Annotated in this window: 16 protein-coding genes; 7 read left to right on the top strand and 9 right to left on the bottom strand. The window is 72.6% G+C overall.

The features are described 5' to 3' along the window. The 4 genes from nuoL (at position 1) to WME82_RS23090 (ending at position 7,345) form a co-directional block, all read left to right on the top strand. Positions 1-2,565 (top strand): NADH-quinone oxidoreductase subunit L, encoded by a 2,565-nt coding sequence (nuoL, locus tag WME82_RS23105; RefSeq protein WP_438044571.1) that lies wholly within the window; start codon positions 1-3, stop codon positions 2,563-2,565. Then, positions 2,562-4,553 (top strand): complex I subunit 4 family protein, encoded by a 1,992-nt coding sequence (locus WME82_RS23100; RefSeq protein ID WP_438044570.1) that lies wholly within the window; start codon positions 2,562-2,564, stop codon positions 4,551-4,553. Before nuoL ends, WME82_RS23100 begins: the two co-directional genes overlap by 4 nt. Beyond that, a complete protein-coding gene (locus WME82_RS23095) occupies positions 4,550-6,076 on the top strand; it encodes an NADH-quinone oxidoreductase subunit N (protein WP_437747644.1) in 1,527 nt (508 codons plus the stop codon). The genes WME82_RS23100 and WME82_RS23095 overlap by 4 nt, the downstream gene beginning before the upstream one ends. Positions 6,077-6,376: 300 nt before the next feature. Further along, positions 6,377-7,345, top strand: a complete 969-nt coding sequence (locus WME82_RS23090; protein WP_438044569.1) for a hypothetical protein — start codon at positions 6,377-6,379, stop codon at positions 7,343-7,345. A 36-nt stretch (positions 7,346-7,381) separates the two neighbouring features. Here the strand turns inward: WME82_RS23090 and WME82_RS23085 are convergent, their stop codons facing one another. Continuing rightward, positions 7,382-8,599 carry a tetratricopeptide repeat protein gene (locus WME82_RS23085; RefSeq protein ID WP_438044568.1) on the bottom strand — a complete coding sequence of 406 codons (1,218 nt, stop codon included), beginning with the start codon at positions 8,597-8,599 and terminating at the stop codon, positions 7,382-7,384. Continuing rightward, complete coding sequence (hisC, locus tag WME82_RS23080; RefSeq protein ID WP_438044567.1) at positions 8,590-9,681, bottom strand: histidinol-phosphate transaminase; 1,092 nt, start codon at positions 9,679-9,681, stop codon at positions 8,590-8,592. Before hisC ends, WME82_RS23085 begins: the two co-directional genes overlap by 10 nt. Before the next feature lie 289 nt (positions 9,682-9,970). Here hisC and WME82_RS23075 point away from each other — a divergent pair, with 289 nt between their 5' ends. Continuing rightward, positions 9,971-10,909, top strand: a complete 939-nt coding sequence (locus WME82_RS23075; protein WP_438044566.1) for a hypothetical protein — start codon at positions 9,971-9,973, stop codon at positions 10,907-10,909. A gap of 15 nt (positions 10,910-10,924) precedes the next feature. Here WME82_RS23075 and WME82_RS23070 read toward each other — a convergent pair whose 3' ends face one another. From WME82_RS23070 to WME82_RS23045, 6 genes are all read right to left on the bottom strand, one after another. Next, on the bottom strand, positions 10,925-15,076 hold the full coding sequence (locus WME82_RS23070; RefSeq protein ID WP_438044565.1) for a PAAR-like domain-containing protein: 4,152 nt from the start codon (positions 15,074-15,076) through the stop codon (positions 10,925-10,927). A gap of 104 nt (positions 15,077-15,180) precedes the next feature. Beyond that, positions 15,181-16,086 (bottom strand): hypothetical protein, encoded by a 906-nt coding sequence (locus WME82_RS23065; protein WP_438044564.1) that lies wholly within the window; start codon positions 16,084-16,086, stop codon positions 15,181-15,183. Positions 16,087-16,598: 512 nt separating this feature from the next. Then, positions 16,599-17,591 carry a hypothetical protein gene (locus WME82_RS23060; RefSeq protein WP_438044563.1) on the bottom strand — a complete coding sequence of 331 codons (993 nt, stop codon included), beginning with the start codon at positions 17,589-17,591 and terminating at the stop codon, positions 16,599-16,601. Next, positions 17,588-18,595 carry a diphosphomevalonate decarboxylase gene (mvaD, locus tag WME82_RS23055; RefSeq protein WP_437873546.1) on the bottom strand — a complete coding sequence of 336 codons (1,008 nt, stop codon included), beginning with the start codon at positions 18,593-18,595 and terminating at the stop codon, positions 17,588-17,590. Before mvaD ends, WME82_RS23060 begins: the two co-directional genes overlap by 4 nt. Then, positions 18,592-19,602 (bottom strand): mevalonate kinase, encoded by a 1,011-nt coding sequence (gene mvk / locus WME82_RS23050; RefSeq protein ID WP_438044562.1) that lies wholly within the window; start codon positions 19,600-19,602, stop codon positions 18,592-18,594. Before mvk ends, mvaD begins: the two co-directional genes overlap by 4 nt. Continuing rightward, entirely contained in the window at positions 19,599-20,711 is a 1,113-nt protein-coding gene (locus tag WME82_RS23045) for a polyprenyl synthetase family protein (protein ID WP_438044561.1), read from the bottom strand. The genes mvk and WME82_RS23045 overlap by 4 nt, the downstream gene beginning before the upstream one ends. A gap of 221 nt (positions 20,712-20,932) precedes the next feature. Here WME82_RS23045 and WME82_RS23040 point away from each other — a divergent pair, with 221 nt between their 5' ends. Beyond that, a complete protein-coding gene (locus WME82_RS23040; RefSeq protein ID WP_438044560.1) occupies positions 20,933-22,903 on the top strand; it encodes a DUF6345 domain-containing protein in 1,971 nt (656 codons plus the stop codon). 162 nt (positions 22,904-23,065) lie between these two features. Here WME82_RS23040 and WME82_RS23035 read toward each other — a convergent pair whose 3' ends face one another. Beyond that, positions 23,066-25,798: a protein kinase domain-containing protein gene (locus WME82_RS23035; RefSeq protein WP_438044559.1), complete on the bottom strand. Its 2,733-nt coding sequence runs from the start codon at positions 25,796-25,798 to the stop codon at positions 23,066-23,068. A 379-nt stretch (positions 25,799-26,177) separates the two neighbouring features. Between WME82_RS23035 and WME82_RS23030 the strand changes: the two genes are divergently transcribed. After that, the gene (locus WME82_RS23030; RefSeq protein ID WP_438044558.1) at positions 26,178-26,732 is read left to right on the top strand and encodes a hypothetical protein; all 555 of its coding nucleotides are present in this window, start codon (positions 26,178-26,180) and stop codon (positions 26,730-26,732) included. Positions 26,733-26,769: the final 37 nt, after the last annotated feature.

Here is a 26,769-nt window from a genome sequence, read left to right as displayed (position 1 = left end):
GTGGAAGCCCTGAGAGTCTTATTCCCCGCGTCCGAGTTCGCGCTGCTCGCGGTCATCCTCGGCCTGCCGGCGCTCGGCGCGTTCGTGAACGGCCTCTTCGGTAAGCGGCTCGGCAAGGACGCGGTCCGGCTGATGGCGCTCGCCGCGCTCGGCGGCGCCTTCCTGGCGGCCGTCACGACGTTCCTGATGCTGCCCCACGAGGGCGGCAAGCTCACCTGGAACGCCTGGCGCTGGTTCTCGATCACCGGCCGGATGGGCCAGTCGATCCCGATCGACGTCGCCTTCAGCGTCGACGGCCTGAGCGGGACGATGATCCTCGTCGTCACCGGCGTCGGCTTCCTCATCCACCTCTACTCGTCCGCGTACATGCGCGAGGACCCGGGGTACTACCGGTTCTTCGCGTACCTGAACCTGTTCATCTTCTCGATGCTCGTGCTGATCATGGGCGACAACCTCGCCGTCCTCTTCGTGGGATGGGAGGGCGTCGGCATGTGCAGCTACCTGCTGATCGGGTTCTGGTTCAAGGATGACAAGAACGCGAGCGCCGGCAAGAAGGCGTTCGTCGTGAACCGCATCGGCGACTTCGGCCTCCTCGTGGCGATGGCGATGCTCGCCTACTACACGGGCACGCTGAACTTCGACGGCATCGCGGCGAACGCGGGCAACCTGCTCGCCGCGGTGAAGATCTGGCCGATCGGCAACATGTCGGTCGACACCGTGCCCGGCTTCCTGAGCTTCCTCGTCCCGTCGCAGCCGGTGCTCGTGTACGCGGGGACGCTGGCCGCGCTCGCGCTGTTCCTCGGCTGCGCCGGCAAGAGCGCGCAGATCCCGCTCTATGTCTGGCTGCCCGACGCGATGGCCGGCCCGACGCCGGTCTCCGCCCTGATCCACGCCGCGACGATGGTGACCGCGGGCGTCTACCTCGTGGCCCGGCTCTCGGCGGTGTTCGTGCTGTCGCCGTTCGCGATGGCCGTCGTCGCGGTGACCGGCGTGGCCACGGCGCTGTTCGCGGCCTCGATCGGGCTCTTCCAGAACGACCTGAAGAAGGTGCTCGCCTACTCCACGGTGAGCCAGCTCGGGTTCATGTTCATCGGCGTGGGCGTCGGCGCGTTCGCCGCCGGCTTCTTCCACGTGCTCACGCACGCCTTCTTCAAGGCCTGCCTCTTCCTCGGGGCCGGCTCGGTGATCCACGCGATGCACGCCCGCATCCACGACACCGACCAGTCCCAGGACATGCGCAACATGGGCGGCCTCAAGAACTACATGCCGCTGACGCGCTGGACCTTCCTCCTCGCGTGCCTCTCGATCGCGGGCTTCCCCGGGTTCGCCGGGTTCTGGTCGAAGGACGAGATCCTGTGGCGCGCCTTCTCCGGCCGGATCGAGTCCGTCTCGACGCGCGGGCAGCCGGTGTGGCAGTGGCCCGACTGGCTCGGCCCGGCGATCTACTGGCTTGGCATCCTGGCCGCGACGATGACCGCGTTCTACATGTTCCGCGCGTACTTCCAGACGTTCCACGGCGAGTTCCGCGGCTGGACGATCGTGCGCGGCTGGAAGGACCCGCACCCGCACGGCCACCACGACGACCACCACGGGCACGCGCACGGCGAGAAGCTCGAGGGCCCGGAGCCGCACGAGTCGCCGCTGCCGATGACGATCCCGCTGATCGTGCTCGGGGCGCTGTCGGTCTTCGCCGGCTTCCTCATGGCGGAGCCGCTCGTGCACCTCACCCACAACCACGCGTTCGCGCCGCTCGCGCACCTGCTCGAGCCGGTCTTCTCGCTGACGGAGCGGGCGGTGAAGGCGCGCGAGGGGGTGGAGGGGCTGCTCTTCCCGATGATGCTGCCCGGCGTCGCGGCCTGCTTCACCGGCATCGGCCTGGCGATGCTCGTGTACTGGAACAAGCGCGGCGAGCCCGAGCGGCGCTTCGCCGAGAGCTTCCCGGGGCTCTACCGGCTCATCTACGACAAGTGGCGGATCGACGAGCTCTACAACGCCACGGTGGTGGGCATGGTCGACGCGATCGCCGACATCTTCACGATGGCCGACAAGTGGATCATCGACGGCATCATCGCGAAGCTCTCGGCCGCGCTGGTCGGGTTCTTCGGCACGGTGCTGCGCGCGCTCCAGACGGGCCGCGTGCAGGTCTACGCCGCGTCGATGGTCGTCGGCCTCGCCGGCGTCGGCTGGTTCCTTGTCAAGCCGCACGCGGACGCAAACGTCGATGACGCGGAGCTGCGCCGGTCCGGCGAGGTGAGGCTCTCGGCCGCGCCGGGGCTCGGCTACCGGTACCGCTGGGAGGCGCCCGGCCTGCCGGCGCGCGACTTCTCCGAGGCGGCCGACGTCACGGTGAAGCTCGATCCCGGCGAGACCAAGGACGTCGTCCTCCGCGTGCGCAACGCGTTCGACCGCGAGGCGACCGAGACCTTCTCGTTCTCCAGGCCGGCGAGCCGCAAGACCCCCGCGGGCCCGACCACCATGCTGGGCTCGGACGTGCCCGCGCTGCCCCCGGGGGCGACCCCGGTGGAGCAGATCCATGACCTGATCCAGCCGAGAGGCCTGCAATGAGCGCGCTCGACCTCGTAACGCAGTACTGGCCGGCGCTCGCCGCCGGCGTCGTGGGAGCGATCCTCCCGCCGGGCGACGCGCAGGGCGCCGACGGCGCCCACGCCGGCGACGATCACCACGGCGGCCACGGCGACGACCACCACGGCGACGAGCACGGCGAGGCCCACGCCGCCCCGGGGTACACCCCGTGGCAGCGGGCCGGCCTCGGGCTCATCGCGGCGCTCACGGTGCTCTTCGTGCAGTGGCTCTGGCCGTCCGGCGCCGCGGCGGAGGCGGCGGGAGCGACAGACGAGTGGCCGTCGCTGCTCAACGTGCTCATCGGGCTGCCCTTCGTGGGCGCCGCCGCGGTGCTGTTCGTGCCGCGGCAGCTGCTCTCGCTGCTCCGGGGCGTCACGCTGGCCGTGCTCGGCGCGGGCTTCCTCGCCTCGCTGTGGCTGCTCACCGTGCCGATGACCGTGGGCTGGCACTTCCAGTCGATCAAGGAGTGGATCCCGGCGCTGGGCATCCGGTGGCACGTCGCCATCGACGGCATCAGCCTCTGGCTCGTCCTGCTGACGACGTTCATCGCGCCCATCGCGGCGTACGCGTCGTTCGGCTCGATCAAGAGCCGGATCAAGGAGCTCTGCTTCTGCCTCCTGTTCCTTCAGGGGGCGATGCTCGGCGCGTTCGTCGCGCTCGACCTGTTCCTGTTCTTCGTCTTCTGGGAGCTGATGCTGGTGCCGATGTTCGTGATGATCGGCATCTGGGGCGGCGTCGAGAAGATCAAGGCGGCGATCAAGCTCTTCGTCTACACGATGGCGGGCTCGATGCTGATGCTCGCGGGCATCGTGTACCTCGTGTGGGCGAACCAGAAGCTCACGGGCGCCTACACGTTCGACTACCTCGCGCTGTCGCGCGTCGTGCTGCCCCGGGGCGCGCAGATGCTCTGCTTCTGGGCGTTCTCGATCGCGTTCTTCATCAAGGTGCCGATGTGGCCGGTGCACACGTGGCTGCCGGACGCCCACGTGCAGGCGCCGACCGGCGGCTCGGTGATCCTGGCCGCGGTGATGCTGAAGATCGGGACGTACGCGTACCTGCGCTTCTCGATGGGCCTCTTCCCCGGCCCGGCCTCCAGCCTCGCGGCCAACCTGGCGGGCATCGCGATCCTCGGCGGGGTGATCTACGGCGCGCTCGTTGCCTGGAAGCAGTCCGACGTGAAGCGCCTCGTGGCGTACTCGTCGGTCGCCCACCTGGGCTACGTGATGCTCGGGCTCTTCGGCGTCACGCCGAGCGGGATCCAGGGCGCGGTGATCCAGATGGTGAACCACGGCGTCTCCACCGGCGCGCTCTTCCTCCTCGTCGGCGTGATCTACGACCGCCGGCACACCCGGGAGGTCTCGGAGTTCGGCGGCCTGGCGAAGGTGATGCCGGTCTACGCGACGCTCTTCCTGATCGTGACGTTCGCCTCCGTCGGCGTGCCCGGCACGAACGGGTTCATCGGCGAGTTCATGATCATCATGGGGACCTACGCCTCCGAGCGCCTCGGGACGTTCAGCGGGATCCACACGATCGGCGCCGCGGCGGGCGTCATCCTCGCCGCCGTCTACATGCTGAGCGTGGTGCAGAAGATGTTCTTCGGGCCGCTCACGAACCCGAAGAACAAGCACCTGCCCGACGTGACGCCCCGCGAGGGCCTCGCGCTCGCGCCCCTGATCCTCATGATCTTCGTGATCGGCCTGTTCCCTGCGATCTTCCTCGATCGGATGAAGGAGTCGGTCCTGTCTACTTACAACCAGTTCAAGGTCGTCTCCGGGCAGGCGATCCTCTTCGCGGACGAACGGAACGCGAAGCTCCTGCCCGAGGACACGTTCTCCCCCGCCTTCCTGAAGGGGGCGCCCTCGCTGGGATCCGGTGCGGGCGCGGCGGGGGCGGGTGACGACGAGCAGGCTCGGCGCGATCGGGCTGCGGGCGGCGCGCTCGCGGCGCGGGCGGGGGAGGCGGCGCGATGATCCTCGGACCGTACATCGCGGTATCGCCGCTCATCGTCGTCTCCCTCGGCGGCGCGCTGCTGATGCTCGCGGAGGCGTTCTCGCACCGCCGCGAGGAGTCGCACGATCGCCGCTCCGGCCCCTCGTCCGACATGGCGCTCGGGACGGCGATCACGCTCCTCGCCGGGGCGGTGTTCTCGGGCGCGGTCGGGTTCGTCGGCCCCGAGACGCTGGAGGGGTTCGACTCGCTCGCCCCGTACCTGGTCATGGACCGGTTCACGCTGTTCTTCTCCTTCGTGCTCTGCCTGGGCGGCGCGCTGGCGGCGCTGCTCGCCGGGGGGTACCTCCCGGAGCACCGGCTCGACCGCGGGGAGTTCTATCCGCTGCTGACCTTCTCGACGGTCGGGGCGATCATCCTCGCCGGCGCGGGGGATCTGCTGACGCTCTTCCTCGGCCTGGAGACGATGTCGCTCGGCGCGTACGCGCTGACCGGCTTCCGCCGGACGTCGCCGCGGAGCACCGAGGCGGCGATCAAGTACTTCCTGCTCGGCTCGTTCGCGGCGGCGCTGCTGCTGTACGGCGGCGCGCTGATCTACGGGGCGACGGGGCACACCGACCTCGCGGGGATCGGCGAGGTCATCGCGGGCGCGAAGGGGGCGGCGGCGCCGAACCCGGCGCTGCTGCTCATCGGGGCGACGCTGGTGCTCGTCGGGCTCGCGTTCAAGGTGAGCGCGGTGCCGTTCCACATGTGGACGCCGGACGCGTACGAGGGCGCCCCGACGCCGGCCACGACGTTCATGGCGGTCGCGGTGAAGGGCGCGGCGTTCGCGACGCTCCTGCGGGTGCTGCTCGGGGCGTTCGGTAGCCCGGCGCTCTCGTCGTGGGCCGCGGGCTGGCCGCCGGCCGTGGCGGTGATGGCGCTGCTCACGATGACGGTCGCGAACCTCATCGCGGGCCGGCAGGAGTCGGTGAAGCGGATGCTCGCGTACTCGAGCATCGCGCACGCCGGGTACCTGCTCGTGGGTGTGGCGGCGACGGTGCGGGCGAGCGAGGACGCGCAGGCGAGCGTGATGTTCTACCTGCTCGCCTACACGGTCTCGACGGTCGGCGCCTTCGGGACGCTCATCCTCTGCGGCAGCCGTGGGGCCGAGGCGGTGAGCTACGAGGACCTCTCCGGCATCGGCAAGCGGCACCCGGTGGCGGCGCTCGCGTTCTCGCTCTTCCTGCTGTCGCTGGCCGGCGTGCCGCCGACCGCGGGCTTCTTCGGCAAGCTCTACATCGTCAAGGCGGCGATGGGCGCGGAGCTGTACACGCTGTCGGTGGCGCTGCTCCTCAACAGCGTGCTGTCGGCCTACTATTACCTGCGGGTGCTCGTGTACATGTACATGCGCGAGCCGGCCCCCGGCGCTCCGATCGCGCGGCCGATGCGCTCGGGCTACGTCAACGCGGCCCTGGTGGTGTCCGCGGTGCTCGTGATGGTCCTCGGCATCTGGCCGACGACCTCGCTCGGGATCGCCGTCCGCGCGGTCCTGGCGTCACGCTAGAGCGGGGGTCCACCCGCTTCGGATACGGGCCCACCTCGACGTTTTCGGTGCTCGGCGTACCGGAGTACGCCTGCGCGCCGAAAACGCCGATCTGGGCCCGTCTCCTGTGCGGGTGAACCCCCGCTCGGCAACGCGGGTGCTGGCCTGGAAGAGCGCCGCCAACTCGTATGGCAACGGGGCGCCGGCGCTCGCGCTTCGTTCGGCAGCGAATACACGGTGCTGCGCGGGGCGCGCGAGTTGCTAGAGTCGGCGCCGATGCGAACCGGCGAGAAGCTGCAGAGAAGAGCGGGGGATGGAAGGATGCGAGCGGCGTGCGTCGCGCTGCTCGGAGCGCTCGGGTGTCAGGGAGGGAACGCGAGCAGCGGCGCGACCGCGGGGAGCGCGACACCGGCGGGGAGCGCGGCGCCGGTGGCCGCAGGGGCCGCGGCGGCGGCGGGGAGCGCGAGCGCTGCGCCGGGGACCGCGGCGGCCGCGGGGAGCGCGAGCGCCGGCGCTGCGGCGAGCGCGCAGGCCGGGGCGGGCGAGGCGCACGCGCTCTCGCTGACCTCCGAGGACGTCGCGAAGGTGATGAACCCGAAGCGACAGGCGCCGTACAGCGGGCCCACGGGGACGCTGCGAGGACGCGTCACCATCAAGGGCGACCCGCCGCCCGATACAGGGCTCAGCTTCCCGATCGGCAAGTGCGGTGAGGCCGCCGCGACCTACGGGCGGCTGTTTCGCGTCGGACAGCAGAACGGGGTCGCCGACGCGCTCGTCACCGTCGTCAACTACAGCGGCTACGTGCCGGAACGCGAAGAGGCGGAGAAGGTGACCATCCACGGGTGCGCGTTCTCGAAGCGGACCGTGGTCATGTCCTATGGTCAGCGGCTCGAGGTCGCGAACCTCGATCCGCTGGAGCCGTACATGCCGAACCTCGAGGGCGCCCCCTTCATGGCGGTCCTCGTCGCCGTGCCGCAGGGCGACCCGGTGAAGTTCTACCCGCCGCAGCCAGGCTACTACCACCTCGTAGACAAGCTGCCGAAGCCGTTCCTCAAGGCCGAGGTCTTCGTGCTCAAGTTCGCGACACACGACGTGACCGGGCTCGACGGCAAGTACGAGATCAAGGGCATCCCCGTGGGCAAGGTGCTCACCGCCGCCCTGCTGCCGGCCACCGAGCAGGACGTGAAGAGGGAGATCGAGATCAAGGAGGGCGAGAACACGCTCGATTTCGAGCTCAACTTCGACCTCAAGAAGTACAACGAGAAGCCGCACACCAAGCCCTCACCTTGAGCTACAGGGCGGGGGCACGCGCCCGCGCCGCGCCGATCAAGGCGCGGCGCCCGCGAGTTCCCGGTGGACGCGCCGCTCGACCTCCTGGGACAGCGCATCCCTGGCGACGGGCGCGGGGGGCGGCGGGCCGAGCCAGGTGAGCGCGGCGTCGCGGCCGACGCGACGGAAGAGCAGCTCGGCAAAGAGGAGCCGGGCGAGCCGCGAGGGGGCCACCGTGGGGCCGCCCGCCGCCGCGGACAGGTCGAGGGCGTCGCAGGCCCGGGTCAGCGCGTCGAGATCGCCGCTCAGATCGGCCGCCACCGCGAGCGCCACGAGCGCCTCGGCGCTCGCCGGATCGGCCGCCGAGACGAGCTCGGCCTGCTCGCGGGCCTCGCCGAGGCGGCCCAGCGCGGCCGCGCGCACCGCGACCTCGGCGGGCGTCAGATCCGCGTCGCGCGCCAGGCGGCGGGCGCGGCGGAGCTGGCCCAGGACGAGCGCCTCGTCGACCTCGGCCAGCTGCCCCCCTGGCGGCATCCGCCGCCCCAGGACGGCTGCCCCCGGCGCAGCCAGCTCCCGCAGGCGCCGCGCAGCCTGCTCGGCCACCGCGCGATCGCCCGCCTCGACGGCCGCCGCGTGCAGCGCGCGCCACGCCTCCCTCGACCAGGGGCGCCGTACCACGAGCGCCCGCAAGGCGAGGCGCGCGTCGTCCGCGCGGCCCAGCCGCCGCAGGATCTCGGCCCGGAGCAGGGCGCCGTCGTCACGATCCGGATCGAGCAGGATCGCCCGATCGATCCGCCCGAGCGCCGCCTCGAGCCGCCCCGCCGAGAGATCGCAGCGCGCCTGCTCGCGGTAGGCCGGCTCGTAGTCGGGCTCGATCGCGCGGGCGCGCTCGAAGGCGGCGCCCGCCGCCTCCCCGCGCCCGAGCCGGCAGCGCACGGACCCGATACGAGTCCAGATGTCCGCGCTGTCGGGGTCTCCGTCCTCCGCCAGCTCGTACGCCTCCAGCGCCGTCGCGAGATCGCCGCGCGCCTCGGCCTCGGCGCCGATCGCATACAGCGCATAGGCGTGCGCCGCGATGTAACGACCCTCGATGATCTGGCCGTCGATCGAGCGCGCGACCCGGGGCGCGGCGCAGCCGGCAACGGACGTTGACGCCGCCAACGCCGCCAACACCGTCAACGCCGTCCGCACCGCGGGCGCCGCGATCTCCGCGAACGTCGCGAGGAACACGCGCGGCGGGCGCCGCGCGGCGGAGAGCGGCACGGCTACGCGCACGCGGCGATCTCGGCGAGGAGGCGATCGTTCTCCTCCGGGAGGCCGACGGTGATGCGGAGCCGGTGCGCGAGGCGCCCGCCCGCCGCGTGGAAGCTGCGCACGAGGACGCCGCGCGCCGCGAGCGCCTCGAAGACCTCGCCGGCAGGGCGGCGCGTGCCGATCCAGAGGAAATTGGCGTGGCTCGGCGCGACCGAGAGGCCGAGCTCGGCGAGCCCGGCCGCGAGGCGCTCGCGCTCGGCCGTCACGGCGGCGGCGGCGCGGCGGAGCTCGCCGCCGAGCTCCCGCAGGGCGAAGGCGGCCGCGCGCTGCGACGGGGTGGGCAGGTTGTAGGGCTGGCGGACCTTGTCGAGCTCGGCCACGAGCTCCCGGGCGCCGATGAGCCAGCCGATCCGCAGCGACGCGAGGCCGATCTTCGAGAGCGTCCTCAGCACGGCGACGTTCGGGTGCTTGCGCAGGAGGGCGAGCTGGTCGCGCGGGGCAAAGTCGATGTACGCCTCGTCGACGATCACGAGGGCGTCCCTCGCCGCGGCGACGACCGCCTCGAGGCGGTCCTCCGACATGAGCGCGCCCGTCGGGTTGTTGGGCGAGGCGATGAAGACGACGTTGGGGCGCGCGAAATCGACGGCGCGCGCGAGGTTCGCCACGTCGAGATCCCAGCCCGCGTCGAGCGGGACCTCGACGACGCGCATCCCGCGCGCGCGCGCGCTCAGCTTGTACATGACGAAGGTGGGGCTGACCGTGACGACGCTCGCCGCGTCCGCGCCCTGCCGCGGGCGGCTGAGCGCGGTGAGCACGATCGAGATCACCTCGTCGGAGCCGACGCCGGCCACGATCTCGTCGGGCTCGGCGCCGCAGTGGGCGGCGATGGCCTCGCGGAGATCGAGGGCGCGCGCGTCGGGGTAGCGGCCCCAGTCCTCGGGCGCCGCGGCCCGCGCGAGGGCCGCCCGCGCCTCGGCCGAGAGCAGCGGCGGGCTCTCGTTGGCGTCGAGGCGCACAGGGAAATGCCCCGCGACCGGGGTGTAGGCGTGGAGCTCGGCGAGCTCCGGACGAAGCAGCGCAGGGAGGAAATCGGGCAGCGGCATGGCTCGGTCCATGGTCGTCGCGGGCGCGGGGATGAGGGGAGGCGGAGGGGAGCGGTATACTATCCGCGCCGGACCGGGAACACCTCGACGTGCGCCTTTCCGGGGCGGCGCTGCGGTCGCGGTCCGTCGAGCGCTCCGGCGACGTGGCGGTGGGCACGAGGTCATCTTTGCCGTCGGTGGCGCCGCAGGTATAGAGCGTCCATCTCAGCTCAGCGCGCTCCGGAGATGTGCACGAAAGCGGGGCAGCACCGCCGATGGATCTCACGCGTTATCAGGACGAGGTGACCCCATGCCCGTGGTGAGCCCTGCGACCGTGCTCGTGCCGTCGCTGTCCTCTCCCATCCCTGAAGGCCTGAACCTGATCTTCTCCCCGGACTTCCCTCTGGAGGAGCGAGGGGGCAAGGCGGTCGCCGTGCCGCACGCCGCCGAGGCGCCGTGGTCGGTCGCGCGGGTTGGCAGAGCAGATGAAGCGCTCCGGGATGTAGCGCAGGAGATCTCGCGCCGGTTCGGCCCCGTCCCTGACGGCGCGCTGCCGGAGCGCGCGCCCGGGGACGTCCTCGGCGCGTACGCGTTCTCGTTCGTGCGTCCGTCGTTCGTATCGCCCTTCGCCAGCCAGCGTGAGGGTGTCTTCTTCGGCGAGCGTGTCGTGCCGGTCTTCGGGCTCTGGAAGGACGTCGACGATGTGACGTGGTCGAGGGCCGCGGCGCAGCTCCGGAACCATCGCTACCGGGACGTGGATGACTTCATGATCGAGATCGAGGCCAAGGGCGATGAACGTGTCGTGGTCGCCCGGTGCCCGCGCCGTGAGACGCTCGGGGCCGCCGTCGCGGAGGTCGTCGCGTCTGTGCGGAGGTCGCGGAGCTGGCGCGGCCGATGGTTCGGCGCGAAGCCGTTCGACCGGAGCTGTGCGCTAAGGATTCCCCCGCTCGACCTGTGCGCAATCCGTGTCCAGGAGGAGCTCATCGGCAAGCCGCTCGCAGGCGGGGACGGTTCCCCGATCGGCGACGCCCGCCATGCCGTCCGCTTCCGCCTCGGCTGGGACGCGCTCCCGCCGAGCGAGCCCGGGCCGATCACCCTCGGGCGCGGCGATGCGTACGAGCGCTCCTTCGTCTGCAACGGCCCGTTCCTCGTTGTCGTCCTGGGCGCGCCGCCGCAGGACGAGGTGCGGCTCGCCGCCTGGATCGCGGCACCGGAGGCGCTGGAGGGCGCAATCGCCGACGCATCCTGAGCGGCGGGCCGCCCGTCACTGCCCGAACGTGTACCAGCGCGGTTTGATGTCCTTGATCAGGTGACCGCCGCCGTTGACGTGCAGGTTGCCCGGGGCGTTGCCAGATCCGAGGCCGGTGGGCATTCCGCTGACCAGGCCGGAGGCGCCCGCGTTGCCCATCGCCCCGGCGGAGGCCACGCCGGGGACGCCCTTCGCGGTCGCGCCGGACGTGGTCGCGCCGGTCCGGTCCGCGACCGCCTGGGCGACGCTGCGGCCCATGAAGTTCGGCTTCGTCCCGCCGTTGCACGTGACGACGTCCACGCGCGCTCCGGGCATTTTCCCGTTGAACCCGGCGGCGTTCAGCTTGTCCGCGAGCTGCGCCCCCGAGATCTTCTTCCCCGCCCACTCGACGCTGCCCGGCCAGCCGTGGGTGTCGACGACGACATCCGTCTCGCCCTTGAGGCTGCCAGGCACGACCTGGTTCGGCTTGAGGATCGTCGCGCCCGGGTACTTCGCCGCGTACTGCGAGTAGTACGCGTTGTGGAGCTTGGGATCGTTCGAGGCCGTGATGATCGTGAGCAGCCCGAGCGGATCGATGAAGAGCGTCGGGTTCGGGACGAAGCCGATCTCCTGCAGCGAGCCCGAGAGGCCGATGGGATCCGGCGAGATGAACACCCGCAGGTCGGGCGCGTAGTAGCGGTACCGGTTGTAGTGGAGGCCGGTGAGCTCGTCGGCGCGCTGCCCGGCGAAGCGGAGCGCGCCCGGCTCGCCGCGCTTGTGGGCGACCTCGCCCCAGGTGGTGAGATCGATCTCGGTGATCTCGCCGGCCGCGTCGAGGGTGAGCCACGGCGTCCCCGCGGCGTCGGTCGCCACGAGGCGGAAGCCCGCGCCGCCCTGCGACTCGAGCAGCGGCATGTGACCTGACGCGTCGAAGACACGGCGCGTGACCTGCCCGCCCGAGGAGCGCTCCTCGACGATGCTGTCGCCGTCCCAGCCGAACCACGTGCTCCCCTGGCCGACGATCTCGGCCACGCGGCGGCCGAGCGCGTCGTAGATGTACTGGATCTTCAGCCCGTCGCCGCGCACGGCCTCGGTCAGCCGATCGTTCTCGTCGAAGGCATACCGCCACGTGCGCTGTGGATCGGGCGCGTCCCGGCCCGAGAGCCGGCCAAGCCGGTCCCAGGTCAGGACCTGATCGCCCGCCGCGCGCGGCCTTCCGCCAGCGCCGACCGACGCTTCACCCCGCGCGATCGCCGTGCCGTGCGGCGAGTAGGAGAAGGCCTCGGTCGCGCTGAGCCCGCGGACGTCCACGGGCCGCCCGTGCGCGTCGAGCTCGTAGCGGCGCTCGCCGCGCTCGCTGTCGATCACGGCGGCCAGCGCCCCGACCGGGTGCCAGCGGTAGGCGCGGGAGCGGACGACGTCGCCCGACGCGCCCTCCACCTGGATCTCCACGGGGAAGCCCTCGGCGTTGCGCCGGGTCAGGATGGCGCCGACGCCACCGTCGCGCCGGCGGGCGCGCTCGCCGTCCTGCTCGTCGCGCTCGAAGACGAAGCGCTCGGCGGCGTCCGGATGGCCGACGCCCATCGCGGCGACCCGCCCGTACGCGTCGTGCTCCAGCGCCACGCGCCAGCCGGACGAGTACCGGCGCGCCACGAGCTGGCCGCCCTCGTCGTAGTCGTAGCTCGTGACGAACTTGAAGCCGCCGCACGTCTGGGTGTCCCGCAGGATCGCGCCGCGCTCGTCGTACGCGAGCTCCGTCGTGCAGGCGCCGTTCGTCGCGCGCGCGACGCGCCCCAGGGCGTCGTACTCGAAGCGCTCGATGAGGCCCGACGAGTACTCCCGCGAGACGACGTTGCCCGCGCCGTCGCGCGAGAGCCGCACGATCGACTCGTCGGGGCGGAGGATCGACACGAGCCGGTCCGCGCCGTCGTACTCGTAGCGGTACTGGAGCCCCGTGAACGTCGTCTCGCGGACGAGGTTGCCGACCGCGTCGTACTCGAACGAGCGCCGCTCGCCCGCGGCGTTCTGCATCCAGCTCAGCCGGAGGAGCGCGTCGTAGCCCATGGTCCAGCGCGAGCCGTCCGGCAGCACCTGCTCGACGAGCGCGCTTGCCACGTAGCGGTAATGCGCGCGGCCGCCGCCGGGGTACGAGGTCGCCGTGCACAGCCCGAGCCCGTCGAAGGCGCGCTCGGTGCGCTGCCCGCTCGGCCCCACGGCGCTGACGATGTTGCCCGAGGAGTCGACCTCGAGCGTGGTCGCCGCGCCGCCGGGCGACTCGATGCGCACGGGCATGCCGAGGAGATCGTACACGTAGGTCCACACGCGCTCCCCCTGGGCGTAGCGGACGAGGTTGCCGTGCGCGTCGTACTCGAGCGTGTCGACGAGGCCGCTCGGGTACGTGATCTTCGTGTTCTTGCCGCGCGCGTCGTACTCGGCCGTCGTCTTGCCGCGCGCGTCCTCGATCTCGACGACGCGCCCCCGGCTGCGCCGCTCGGTGGAGCGGTGGCCGTTCGGGGCGATGGTGGTGACGCCCTGCCGCTCCTCGTCCGTCTGGTACCGGACCGTGCCGCCGCCGTCGCTGATGGAGATCAGCCGCCCGGCGAGATCGTGGCGGCGTCGCTGCGTGGCCCCGGCGCCGTCGGTGACGGCGATGAGGCGCCCGACCCCGTCGTACGTGAACAGCATGGCGTAGCCGCGCGGGTCGACGTAGCGCTCGACGAGGCCGAGCGCGTTGCCCTGGTAGCGATGCACATGGCCGAGCGCGTCCGTCACCGTCGTCTGGTGAGGCTCGGGCCCGTACGCGACGCGCGTGTGGAAGATGCCGCGGGGACCGCCGGCCACGTGCGCCTCGGGGGCGCCGAGCGCGGCGAGGAGGTCGCCGCCGGGCAGCTCACCCCAGGTCTCCACGCAGCGCCGCTCGCCGCCCGCGTCCTGGTACACGAAATGGAAGACAACGCCGTCGGGGCGCGTCTCCGAGCGCAGGTAGTGCTCGTCGTCGTAGCTGAACCGGGTCTCCGCGCCGCCCACGTCGATGACCCGGACGAGGTCTCCGCGCCCGTCGAGCTCGTAGGTCACGAGGCGCCGGCGGTGCTCCTTGCCGCCCTCATCCGCGACGGTGACGGACCAGATGCGCAGGTTCCCGTCGCGGGAGACCTCCGCGCGGCGGCCGACCGAGTCGGTGATCGCAACGACCTCGTCCTGATCCCACTCGATCGTGGCCGCGTTGCCGAAGGCGTCGCGCAGCTCGGCGATCGCGTACGCCCGCGGATCCGCGGTGGGCCGGAGGACCCGCACGAGGTCGTCGCCGAGGTCGACGACGATCGCGTCCCCGTCGAGGTGCACCTTCCGGCCGTGGGGGAGGAGCAGCGCTTCACCCGCCGCGGGCAGCCGCATCTCGGTGCGGCGCTGCTGGTCGTCGACGAGGACGAGGTGATCGCCGTTGCGCTCGGCGCGCCAGGCGAGGCTGTGCGACCAGCCCCACCCGAGGCCGCAGCGGTGGCGCACGGCCGAGGTGCTGTAGGTGCGGATCCACTGGACCCAGAGGAACCCGGTGAGCGTGAAGTCGGCCGCCGGGATCGTGAACAGCGTCCCGGTCACGACGTCGATCGGATGGCCCGCGGCCGCCTGGCCCTCGGCGCCCGGCGGCGCCGGGGGGCTCGGCGGCGCGGCGCCGCTGTTGCTCCCGCCGCCGCCTCCGCCGCCGTTGCCGCCGCCTTGCGGGCTGCCCCCGGGCGGGCCCCCGGCGCCACCGCCGCCGCCCCCTCCGCCGCCGCCGCCGCCGCCTGCGCCGCTCGCGGTGGCGCCGGCGCCGACGGTGATGCTCTTGTTCATCTGGCCCATGCTGCCGGTGATGCCGGCCATGCCGAGCTCGATGATGACGTTCGGCGCGCCGAGCCACGGGAAGCAAGGCCCGCCGGTGTTGAGGCTGACGACCTCCTTGAGCGTGCCAGGCTCGTTGCCGTGGCACGCCTTCATGCAGCCGCCGACCGTGAGGATCTTCGCGCCCTCGATCTTCGTGCGCATGCACGGGTCGATGATCCCCTCCGAGACCGTGCCCATCGTGGGGTAGGGGATCGGCAACGGGCTGGGCGCGGCCGGGGTCAGACACACGCTCACCGCCATACCGGTCATCTGGTGACCGGATTTCTCGGTGATGGTGTCCATGTGGAGGGCGGTGACCTTACCCATGGTGGGTAAGGATGCTCTCATGCCCCAGAAGGGATCCGCAACGGCGAGCACGTCCTCAGCGCGCCACGGGGCGCGACGGCGGGATCCAGGCGTCACGCGCGGGATCAACGCGCCACGAGGCGCATCGGGGGGCGGCTGTGCTGGATGTGCTCGGTCTCGAGCTCCTCGAGCTCGAACGCCCTGTCCATGTCCATGTCGAGCTCCGCGAGCTCGCGCTGCGTGCTCTCGCCGTTGTCGAGATCGTCGAGCTCGCGCATGAACCGGTCGATCTCCACGCACGTCGCGGGCGAATCCACGGGCGTCATCGACTGCTCGTGCATGAGCTGGATGAGCTCCAGGATGGTGGCGAGCTTCTGCGACACGACCTCCAGCCCGTCGCGGGTCTGGCTCCAGCACTCGGCGCGCCGGTAGGCGATCGAGAGGCGCCGCTCGGACAGCCCGCGGGTCCGCCCCGCGGACGTGCTCCGGACCGCCTCGAGCGACCGGATCGTGTCCATGAGCTCGCCGTGGTTGGTCATCGCGAGCGACTCCTGGCCGGCCTTGTGCGCGATCGCGAGGCGGATGTAGCTCATGATGAGGCGGCTCAGGCCGAAGCCCTCGTCGAGCAGGGGCGGGATCGATCCGCCGCGGCGCCGGATGTTCTCGCGGGTGCGATCGATCAGCCGGTCGAGGCGTGCGAGCTCCTGCTGGTGCCGGATGTCCATCTGCCGGATCAACGACTCGCGCGCCCTCGACCAGGCCGCCCGATCCACCTCGTCGAGCTGCGCGTCGATGCTGCGCCGGAAGAAGCCGCGCCAGGGGACGACGCACAGGATCACGAGCTCCGCCCCGAGCCCGAGCAGCAGGAGCAGCGGGCTCCAGCCGATGAAGCTCAGGAGGAGCGCGCTCCCCACGACGAGCAGGTTGTACGGGTGGACCAGCACCCGCCCCAGGTACGTGCTCGCGGTGCGCCTCCGCAGCGGTGCGACCTGGACGCCGAACGCTGCCAGCATGGCCCTCGACTCGGCCATGCTGGCGCCAAGCACATCCTCCAATCGGCAAAGCTCTCGATCGCACGTCGTCATGGAGCCCCCCTCCTCACCTGGTCCTGTGGTCCTCGTGCCACCTCACCCCGTTCACCACCCCCCGCGGCCGGACCGCGACCGACGGTCGGCGGTCCGGCGCGCCTGCGCGCGCCCCCGCGCCGATGCGTCTCAGCGCGCTGTGAACGCAGGTCACGCCCGCCGAGCCCGCGCCGGCAGCCTCGTGCCCGCGGAGCCCGCCTTGGAGGACCGGGCGCCCACCGCGCTCATCGGCCGTCCAGGCGGTATCACCATGAAAACTCAAGCTTTCACGGCGGCGCTGCAGCATCGCCGGCTCCACGAAGTCCATGCTTTCCCTGCTGTTCGCGTCCCGAAGGCCTCATGAAGGACCGCGGTGCGTCGCCCGAGCGCAGCGCCGCGGTCGATCCGGGAGCGAGCAGAGCGGGCTCCGTGCCAAGCGCTCCGGCACCGCGCGGCGCACGATCGGCGAGGGGACGCGCTCAGGCGGGGAGCGGACGGGCTGCGTCCAGCACGTGGACGCCGGGGGCGCCGAGCGACATCGGCACGCGCTCGAGGCCGGCTTCACGCGCCGCGGCAAGCCATGCCGTCGAGGGCGGCGCGCCGCCGACGAAGAGGGAGACGTCACCTCCGCCCGCGCCGCTCGGCGCGATCGCTGCTCCCTCGGCGGCCGCGGCGGGGCGGAGGCGCCTGAGCGCGGGGGTGACGATCGGCGCGCCCGAACGGTCGCCGAGCTCGGCGAGCGCGTCGACCTGCCGATCCAGCGCGGCCACGAGCGCGCGGGCGTCCGCGGCCAAGGCCGCGGCGCGCGCCCCCTCGGCGGCCGCGCCGAGCAGCGCGCGGTGCGCCTCCGGCTCGCGGGCGGCGAGCGCGCGCACGCGCTCGAGCATGGCGCTCGTGCGCGCCGAGGCGTCGCTGGCGAAGACCTCGATCACGAGGCCGCCCGGCAGGGCGTGCGGCGCCACGTCGAGCTCGCCGCCCGGCCCGAGCCGGCAGCAGAGCACGCCGCCGTAGACGCTCGCCGCGACGTCCACGCCGCTGCCGCCGCCCTGCGCGCGCCGGTGCGCCGCGAGCGCGTCGAGGAAGAGCGCGCGGGGGTCCCACGCGGGCGCGCGCTGGCCGGCCGGCGCCACCCGCGCTTCCGAGGCCGCCGCGGCGCGCGCGGCGAGCGTCGCGACGAGGATAGCGGCGCTCGATCCGAGGCCCAGCTTGCGGCTCGCCTCGCGGGGCGGCGCGCCCGGCGAGGCCAGAGGCGGCTCCGGCTCCGCCGAGCGGAGCGCGGACGCGTCGAACCACGCCGCCACGTCGAGCGCGCCCGCGTCGATCGCGGCCTGGACCTCCTCGGTGACGAGCGCGGCGGGCCGCGCCGGGTCGGCGAGGACGTACCGATCGACGGCGGCCACCAGCGCGGGCGCGCCCTCGAGCACGGCGTAGGCGCCCGAGAGGACCAGCTTGCCAGGCGCCCGGACGATCACGCGCCCCCGGACGAGGGCGCGAGGCGGGCTCCGCCGCCGGGGATCGCCGTGATGGTGCGGAGGACGCCGGGCACGGCGAGCAGCGCCGCGCCCACGGCGGCCTGCGCCTCGGGCGTCGTGAAGACCTTCACGTGCGGGCCGGCGTCGATGGTGAAGAACGCCGGCGTCCCCTGGGCGCGGAGCCTCCGCACCGCGGCGATCACCTCGACGGTGGCGCCGGTCCAGTAGAGCAGGCCCGGCGAGGCGGCGATGCTCGAGGCGTGCATGCACAGGGCGCTCGCCTCGGCCGCGGCGCCGAGCGCGGCGAGGTCGCGCGCGAGGACCGCGGCGCGGACCGCGTCGAAGAGCGACGGCGCCGCGTCCACCCACGCGGGGAAGTACGGGCTCGTCATCGCGGTGTGCCGCATGCCGTCGCTGGAGCCCACGTCCTTCGGGCCCTCGCGCGTCACCGCGATCACGACCGCGAGCGGCCAGTGGTCCTCGGGCGCGAGCGGCGTCGCGGCGAGCGCCTCGTCCCCGGGGCGGCCGGCGCGGAGCTCGACGAAGCCGCCGAACGCCGACCGCGCGGCCGAGACCGAGGTCTTCCTCGCGAGATCGCTCACCAGCGCGGGCGCGGTGGGCAGGCCCGCGGCGGCGCTCGCGGCGAGCGCGAGCGCGGCGAACGCCGACGCGCTCGAGGCGAGGCCCGCCGCGGTGGGGAAGTCGTTCCGGCTGACCACGCGGGCGCGCTCGCGCCGCCCCGAGGCGGCGCGGACCCGGTCGAGGAGCCCTGCGACCCGGCGCGTCGGCTCCGCGTCCGGCGGCAAGGCCGCGCCGCCGAGGTGGAGCTCGTCGCGGTCGAGCGACGCGTCGAAGGCGACCTCGGTCGTCGTCGCCATCCCGGCGAGCGTCACCGAGAGGCTCGGGACGGCAGGCAGGTTGTGGCCATCGGCCCGCTTGCCCCAGTACTTCGCGAGGGCGATGTTCGGATGGGCGATCGCGGTCGCCCGGCTCACGACGCTCATGCTTGCTCCTGTGACTCCATCCTCGTCACGCCCGCCTTCACCCGGGTGACGAAGCCGCTGTACCCCGCGTCGCGCCAGGCGGCGAGCACGCGGTCCGCGGCGCCATTCGACACCTCCGCCCCGCCGTCGCCCGGTGGAGGCGGCGGGAGCAGCGCGATGACCGAGCCGCCGCCGCCGGCGCCGGTGAGCTTGGCGCCGAGCGCGCCGGCCTCGCGCGCGAGCTTGCACAGGGCCTCGATCGCCTCGGTCGAGACGAACATGCCGGCGAGGAGCATCTGGTTCAGGTCCATCAGCCGGCCGAGCGCGACCGCGTCGCCCGCCTCGATCGCGAGGGCCGCGTTCTCGACGAGCGCGGTGATGCCCGCGATGGACGTCGCGGCCAGCGTGGGCTTGCGCTCGAAGAGCCTCGCCACGAGCTCGACCATGCTGCGCGTGGACGACGACACCCCGGTCGAGCCCACGCAGAGCCACAGGTCGTCGCGCGGGGCGACGGAGGTGGCGCCGTGCGCCCGGGTGAAGCGGAAGCAGCCGCCGCGGGCCGCGGCCGTCGTGTCGATGCCCGACGGGTTGCCGTGGAACACGCGCTCCCAGGCGGCGGCGGCGTCGGTCACGGCGGCGGCGTCGGCCGCGGTGTGCACGGCGGTTGCGCTTTCGGACGCGGGCGTGCGTGCGAGCGCGGCCACCGACCGGGCGATCGCGACCCCGAGCGCCGCCGAGCTGCCCAGGCCGCCGCCGGGCGGCAGATCGCTCTCGGCCTCGACGCGCACCGGGCCGACGTCGGGCAGCGCCCCGAGGAGCGCCGCGAACGCCCGCGCGACGTCCTCCTCGGCCGGCGCCGCGCGCAGCTCGCGCCCGCCCAGCCGGAGAGCGCTCGCGCCGGAGCAGCGGGTTGCCCGCGCGCGGGCGCCGCGCTCGATGCCGGCGGCGAGCGCGGGCGCCCCGTACACGACGGCGTGCTCGCCGAGCAGGATGACCTTGCCGGACGCCTCGCCGAGCGCCTCGGTCATGCGCCGGTCCACCGGAGCGCGCCCGCGGCCCCGCACAGGATCTGCCGCGCCGACGCGCTCACGGGCAGCGAGCGCGCGAGGACCTCGGCCTCGCCGCACAGGGCGGAGAGCCGCTCCTCGACCGCGCGCCGCGCGCCGCACGCCTCGAGCGCGAGCGTCGCGGCCGCCACGGCGTCGTCGCTCGCGTCCTTGCGGCCGAGCGCGCGCTCGACGGCGCTCCGGCCGGCGGCGTCGAGGCGCCCCTCGGCCGCGGCCAGCACGGCGGTGCGCTTGCCGGCGCGCAGGTCGTTGCCGACCGGCTTGCCGGTCGCGGCGGCGCTCCCGAAGGTGCCGAGGAGGTCGTCGCGCAGCTGGAAGGCGACGCCCACGGGCGCCGCGAACCGCTCGAGCGCCGCCACGGTCTCGGCCGGCGCGCCGGCCAGCGTGGCGCCGAGCGCGAGCGGGCCGCGCACCGTGTAGCTGCCGGTCTTGAGCGCGTGCATCTGCTCGACGTCCTCGGCCCGGCCGACGACGTCAAGGTGCTGCCCGATCACGACGTCCTCGTGCATCTTGCAGAACAGCCGGACGGCCGCGAGCGTCGTCGCCGGCGGCGCGTCCGCGCCCGCGAGCGTGCTCAGCGCGAAGCTCCAGGTGAGGTCGCCCGCGAGGATCGCGGATGACGCCCCGAGGTGCGGATCGCCGAGCGTCTCGGTCAGCGCGACGTGGACGGTGCGGTCTCCGCGCCGGACGGTGTCGCCGTCGATCCAGTCGTCCTGGATGAGCAGGTACGTCTGGAGCAGCTCGAGCGCGACGCCGGCGTCGATCGCGGGGCCGAGCGGCGCGTCCGGCGCGACGCCCTGGTAGGCGGCGACGAGCAGCCCCGCGCGGAACCGCTTGCCGCCGCGCAGGGTGAGGCTCCTCGCCTCGGAGACCATGGCCTCGACCTCGCGGCCGTAGCGCTGCACGGAGGCCGCCTTGTCGCGCCAGCGCTGATCGAGCGCGGCGTCGACGCGGGGGCGGATCGAGGAGAGAAAGTCGAGGAACAGGCGCGCGCCGGGATCCGCTGTCCCTTCGAGCGTCCGATCGCCGGCGCCGGGCGCGCTCTCTCCGTCCTTCGTGTGCGCTGTCATGGAATGCGCGGCAGCCTAGGAGCCGGACGCGAGGCGGTCAATCTCGGCCGAGAGCGCGGGGAGTCGCGCCGCGGAGCGGCGCGGCCGAGGTGGCTTGGGTCGTGCAATGCGTGGTGCTCGCGTCGCGGGGCCGCGAGCGCCGCGCGGAGGCTCCCTGCGAGATCGCTCGTGCGGAGTTGCGCGCCGAGCCTCGCCGTGGCCGCAGGGAAAGGGGGACTTTGATGAAGAGATCACCGGATGGGGTGCTGGGCGTCTTTCTCCTCGTGACCCTCGGCGTCGCCGGGTGCAGCGGCCGCGACGCCCGCGAGGATCTCCCGGAGAGCCCCGATCGCGGCGTGTTCCGCGCGGCGTCGCCTGCCGCGGGGTCGCCTGGCAGGGAGACGCGATTCCTGCCCGCATACCGCGTGATCGGCGGCGGCGCCGACGTCGCGCGGGCATCGGCGCTCGCCGGCGCGCTCGGGTTCGCGGAGGATCCCGCGCGCGGAGGCGCCGCCGCGCTCGTGGCCGACGGCGCGATTCGCTACCTCGACAGCGCGCGATTCCAGCGCTTGCCCACGAGGAAGGCCGACGCGCCGCCCGCGCCTGGGTTCCGCGACGAGCGCGGCTTCGCCACGTCGGCGGGCGATGACGCCCTGGATTTCGAGGCGCTCGCGGCGCTGCGCGTCCTGCCGGAGCCGGACGCGGCGGCGCGGGCGTGGGCCGCGCTGGACGCCGCGGGCCTGCCGGCCGGGAGCGACATCGCCGTCGGCCACTCGCTGCTCGAGGCGGTCGACGCGGAGGGGCGAACCGTGGCGCGGGCCGAGCTCGACACGCAGGTGAGCTTTCGCGACGAGCTCGAGGGGATCCGGCTGATCGGCCCCGGGGCCAAGGTCCGGGTGACGTTCGACGGCGAGGGCGCCGTGACCCACCTGATCTACGCGCGGCGCGAGCTCGAGCGCGGGGAGGACGTCGCGATCGTCCCCGCCTCCGAGGCCCCCGCGCTGTGCGCCGGCGCGCTGGGCGGCGGCGCGGTGATCGCGGCCGAGCCGGAGCTCGTTTATTACGCGCCGCCGCTCTCCCGCGAGGTACGGCGGATCCTGCCCCATTATGTGTGCGGCGCACGGCGGACGGTCGGCGGGGAGGTGGTGGACGTCCGCAAGAGGATCGTGCCGGCCGTCATAGACGCTCCGAGGGCCGAGATCTCGGTGCGTGTGGACGGCGCGATCGCGCTCGCGGAGGCGAGCGTCACCGGAGGTACTGCTCCATACACGTACAGGTGGGTATCGTCGGCGCGCTCGCTCGACGGGCTCGACTTGGTCGACGAAGGGCGCGAAGGGCGCGAAGGCGGCGCGCGGGTGAAGGTGTCTGGCGTCTCTGGCCTTCGCGGGGAGACGGAGACGCTCTCGCTCTATGTCACGGACGCCGACGGTCTTGTCGCGACGGCGGCGCAGCGGCTCTCGTTCGTCCGCGCGTCGGCGGGGCTCGGCGCGGCGCGCCCGCCGCTCCCGCCGCCGGTCGACGATGGGCGCGCGGTGGTCGGCGCCGAGTGGGTCGGGCTCTGCGGCGGCCTGGATCACTCGGCGGCGAACGTCGATGGGCTGCTGAAGAGCTTCCGGGAGGGGGGAATCGAGTCTCGCTTCAACTGGGGCGACCAGCGCGCGTGGGAGGTCGATTTCAAGGATCCGGCCCTGGGCGGCCAGGACGCTTCGTTCGCGGATTCGGTGGATCTCACGTTCTACACGGGGCACGCGAACGGCGTCGGGTTCATGTTCTGCAGCGCGATGAACGACCGGGTCCTCCATTTCAGCGACGCCCGCTGGGGGAATGCCAACCTGGAGTGGATGGTGGTGGCCGCCTGCGGCCCGCTCCAGGACGACGGTGGCGCGTGGCGCTACCGGTGGGCGGGCGCGTTCGATGGGCTGCACCTCTTGCTCGGCTATGCGACGGAGTCGTTCGACGACACGACCGAGGGATCGATGTTCGCGCGCTACCTGCTCGACGACGCGAGTCCGGCGCCGGTGCGGCAGGCGTGGGTGACGACGGCGATCGAGGTCCAGCCGGACGACGAGGTGATCTACGCGGTGATGGGGGCGTACGGGCAGGGGTGGACGGTGCCCAACTACGATGATCATTTCTGGGGGAAGGGGCCGGTTGGGCCGGATCTGGCGGGGGCCGCGAGGATCGGGTTCTGGCGGATCTCCGGGCCCACTTAGCCCTGTCGCGGAAGGCTCGTCGCGGAAAGAGAGGAACCGCCAAGACACCATAAGACGCCAAGAAACAGAGAAGAATCGTGGTGTCTTATGGTGTCTTGGCGGCTCCATCATTCCGGCCCGGCAGCGTGAGGGAATTCCCCGGCAAGCCGGCGCCGGCTCCCCTCAGTACCCGAGCCACTTCGCGTCGAGCTCGATCGAGCAGTGATCGACGAACCGAAACCCGACCCCACCCCCGTCCGCGGCCCCGATCGTGTACACCGACTCGTTGGCCTGCGGCCGATGGTCGGTCGCGCTGAACGAGATCGGCCCCGCCGTCATCCCGTCGAGCACCACGTTCTGGAAGCCCTCGAGCGCGGCCTTCAGGTCCTCTCCGGTCGGGTGCGTGCGGCCGGCGTCGACGGCCCGCTCGACGGCCTCGCGCCACATGAGCGCCGCGGCGTGGCCCTGGACGTACGGCTGGTCCTGGTACAGCTCCAGCGGGTGGCCGTCCTTCTCCCGGTAGGCCCTGTGGATCCGCAGCATCTCCGCCATCCCGCTCGAGTGCTGGGTGTCGCCGTAGACGGGCACCGGGAACAGCCCATAGAAGATCCCCGCGCAGCCGGCCCCGCAGATCGCCAAGGTCCTCTCGCCGATGCCCCAGTTGTTCGCCATCACGCGCAGCTGCCAGCGGTTCTTCTCCGGCCCCGGGAACGCCTGCTGGATGAGCTTCTGCGCCGCGGCCGCGCCCTTCCCGACGAAGGACGAGGAGAGGACGCTGTTGCCGGCCCAGAACCAGCTCGTCGGCACATACGACGGGTCCGCTCGCTTCTTCTCGATCTCCCGCTTCACATAGCCGATCACCGCGTCGACGATGCGCCCCTCATCCTCGAGGGACGACGTCTGCGGGACGATCAGATCCTCGCCGAGCAGCATCCCGGGCAGCTCCTCCACGTACGCTTTGCCCGCGGCGAGCGGATCGACGCAGTAAAGACACTTGTCTATCGTGTCGTGCACCATCGCGATGCGCCCGGGCGCGATCTTCCAGGCGGCCTTGATGCCGATGCGGATCGCTGTCGAGTAGTCCGTGGCCGGAAAGAAGATGTAGGGATATCCAGGGCTCGTCTTGTGCTCTGTCGCGGAGGCGCTCTGGCCCAGGGCGTTGAACTCGGCATGGGACACGTCCGCCGAGATCGGCACCGGCGTGGCGAGCGAGCCGGCGTACGAGCCGGGAATGATGAGCTTCTTCTCCTCCGTGAGCCTCGGGGCCACACGGGTCGTCGGCCCGGTGCCGAACACGAACAGCGTGGAGACCTCGCTCCACCCGGGCTGCCGCCGCCACGCCTCGATGACCTCCTCCGTCTTGGCGGGGTCGTACTGCGCGTCCTTCATGTCGACGTCGATGGGACAGCCCCGGAGCCCTCCCTGACTGTCGTTGAGGTGACGCAGGTAGTCGTAGACCCCGTAGTTGTAGGGCGGCGAGATGTCGGTGGCCGTCCCCGTGTCGCCCGTCGTGATCCGGACGCGGAGCACCCCGGTGCAGCGAGCGCCGGCGTCCGGCTCGACGAGAACGGCCGCGGCGGAGCCGGCAGCGGGCGCCTGCCCACCATGGCGGCGCGTCGAGAACGCCGCCGCCGCGACCAGCACGGCCGCGCCGAGCGCCCCGATCCAGTAGCTGCGCTGCTGAGGCCCGGCGGCCGTGCGGAGGTTCGACTTCAGGCTCGTCGAGTCCGAGGCGGAGCGCCCGGGGCCCGGCGTCCCCGAGGTCCTCTGCCCGCGCTCCTCGTCGAGGGCGATCACGGGCTGAATGCGCCTCCCTTCTGCGCCCTCGAAATGGCTCACGCGAGAGAGGCGGGGCTCGACGGGCACGCTCGGGCGGTCCACGCCCTGCGCGCTCTGCTCGAGGTACGCCTGGACCTGCCGCTGCATGCTCGCCCGGCGCTCCGCGAACACCCCCAGCATGCTCGCGCCGATCTCGTCGGACCCGACGTCCTCGCCCGCCGCGCGCAGGTAGTCCTCGAGCGCCGCGCGCATCTCCTGCGCGGTCGCGAACCGCTTCGCCGGATCGCGGTCGAGCGCCCGCGCGACGATGGCGTCGAGGGCCGGGGGGACGTCCGGCCGGAGGAGCGAGGGCCGCGGGATCTCGTCCACGGCCGCCAGCTTCCAGAGCGCGCTCACGGCGTCGCCCCCGAAGAGCCGCTCCCGCGTGAGGAGCTCCCAGAGCACGATCCCCGCGACGAAGATGTCGGCCCGCCGATCGGTCGACCCGCTGCCGACGGCCTGCTCCGGCGCCATGTACGACGTCTTGCCCTTCAGCTTCCCGGTCTCGGTGAGGTCGGTGTTGATGGACGCCTTGGCGATGCCGAAATCGAGCAGCTTCACCGCGCCGTCGTACGTGACGAAGATGTTGTGCGGGGAGACGTCGCGGTGGACGATGCCGAGCGGCGCGCCGTCGTAATCGCGGAGCTCGTGCGCGTAGTGGAGGCCGCTCAAGAGGTCGGCCACGATCCTGACCCAGACGCCGCGCGTGAAGCCCGCCCCGCCCGGCACCCCCTCGGCCACCGCCCTCATGATCGCGCTGAGCGGCTGGCCCTCCAGGTACTCCATCACGGTGAAGTAGCCGGCGTCGTCGTGATCGACCTCGTAGGTCTGGACGATGTTGGGATGGTTGAGGCGGGCGGACAGCTTCGCCTCGTCCAGGAACATGGCGACGACCTTCTCGCCGTCTCCGCCCGCTCCGCCCACGCCGCGATGGCGCTTGACAACGACGAGCTTGTTGAATGACCCCGGCCCGCGCGCGATCGCCAGGAACACGTCGCCCATCCCGCCCCGGCCGAGCTTCGCGATCAGGCGGTACTTGCCCATGATCGCCGCCTGGGTCGGCTCCGCGTCCGAGGTGTCTTGACCCGTGCCCACCATGTTACCGGCCGTCCTCAGGGGCGCGCGATGCTCCGAGCGGACTGGGTATAGGAGCAAAGCCGGTTACCCTTGTCAACGTCCCCGCGGGCGGAGCCACGGCAGGCCGCCGGCGTCTTGTACGCTGCACGTCGCACGTCGCTCCGTCGGAAAGCGCGGGCGCAGCCAAGCGGGAGCCGCGGCCGCGCGACGGCGTTCGCGGGCAGCGTCCAGCGTGACGGCGCGCCGCCACCGAGATATATCTCGGAGCTCCTTCAGCTCCTTCACCTATTCACGAATGCGCCCGAGGTACAGCGCGCCTCGTCCATGGGACGCATGGACGAAGCGCGTGGACGGACCGCGCTCGCCGGAGCGCGGTGGAGCGAGCAGGGCCCAGAGACCCATGCAGGAAAAGCATATTTACCATCGAGACGAGCTCCCCGACTCCTTCCGGTGGCAGGCCGTGTCGTTCATGCGGGTGGCGTGGCCGTCGATATTCACCGGTCCACTCCGGCTGCTCAAGCACACGTATCCGCCCGACATGGGCACGGTCCACTTCACGATCAGCGAGGAGGAGGTGCTGCTCAGCTACGCTTCGGTGATGCGCCTCTCGCTGCCGCACGCGGGGGAGGACCACGTCGTCTATGGCCTGGGCAACGTCTTCACATTCCCGCCCTACCGGGGCGAAGGCCACGGGAGGCAGGTCGTGGAGATGGCGACGCGCTTCCTCCAGGACAGCGACGCCGATGTCGCCGCGCTGTTCTGCAATCCCAACCTCGAGCGCTTCTACGCCGGATGCGGCTGGGAAGCGCCGCCCGGCGCGATCACGCGCATCGGCACGCCGGAGCGCCACGCCGAATACAAGGAGCTCAGGATGATGCTGTTCCTCTCGGAGAAGGGGCGTCGCGCCCGGGAGGCGTTCGCGCGGGAACCGCTGTACGTGGCGTGGCCATGGTGAGCACCGCGCGCAGGTACCGGGGGCATCGGCGGGCGGC

Origin of the sequence: Sorangium sp. So ce128 (assembly GCF_051525245.1) — a bacterium.
GTDB classification, from domain to species: Bacteria; Myxococcota_A; Polyangia; order Polyangiales; family Polyangiaceae; genus Sorangium; species Sorangium cellulosum_B.
This window is presented reverse-complemented; position numbering and strand designations above follow the sequence as displayed.

Bases quoted from the DNA above. Each gene is read 5' to 3' on its own strand.
- hisC (WP_438044567.1), bottom strand. From the start codon at position 9,681: ATGCCGCTGCCCGATTTCCTCCCTGCGCTGCTTCGTCCGGAGCTCGCC.
- WME82_RS23065 (WP_438044564.1), bottom strand. From the start codon at position 16,086: ATGGCCGAGTCGAGGGCCATGCTGGCAGCGTTCGGCGTCCAGGTCGCA.
- WME82_RS23030 (WP_438044558.1), top strand. From the start codon at position 26,178: ATGCAGGAAAAGCATATTTACCATCGAGACGAGCTCCCCGACTCCTTC.
- mvk (WP_438044562.1), bottom strand. From the start codon at position 19,602: ATGACCGAGGCGCTCGGCGAGGCGTCCGGCAAGGTCATCCTGCTCGGC.
- mvaD (WP_437873546.1), bottom strand. From the start codon at position 18,595: ATGAGCGTCGTGAGCCGGGCGACCGCGATCGCCCATCCGAACATCGCC.
- WME82_RS23070 (WP_438044565.1), bottom strand. From the start codon at position 15,076: ATGGGTAAGGTCACCGCCCTCCACATGGACACCATCACCGAGAAATCC.
- WME82_RS23035 (WP_438044559.1), bottom strand. From the start codon at position 25,798: ATGGTGGGCACGGGTCAAGACACCTCGGACGCGGAGCCGACCCAGGCG.
- WME82_RS23075 (WP_438044566.1), top strand. From the start codon at position 9,971: ATGCCCGTGGTGAGCCCTGCGACCGTGCTCGTGCCGTCGCTGTCCTCT.
- WME82_RS23095 (WP_437747644.1), top strand. From the start codon at position 4,550: ATGATCCTCGGACCGTACATCGCGGTATCGCCGCTCATCGTCGTCTCC.
- WME82_RS23100 (WP_438044570.1), top strand. From the start codon at position 2,562: ATGAGCGCGCTCGACCTCGTAACGCAGTACTGGCCGGCGCTCGCCGCC.
- WME82_RS23045 (WP_438044561.1), bottom strand. From the start codon at position 20,711: ATGACAGCGCACACGAAGGACGGAGAGAGCGCGCCCGGCGCCGGCGAT.
- WME82_RS23090 (WP_438044569.1), top strand. From the start codon at position 6,377: ATGCGAGCGGCGTGCGTCGCGCTGCTCGGAGCGCTCGGGTGTCAGGGA.
- WME82_RS23040 (WP_438044560.1), top strand. From the start codon at position 20,933: ATGAAGAGATCACCGGATGGGGTGCTGGGCGTCTTTCTCCTCGTGACC.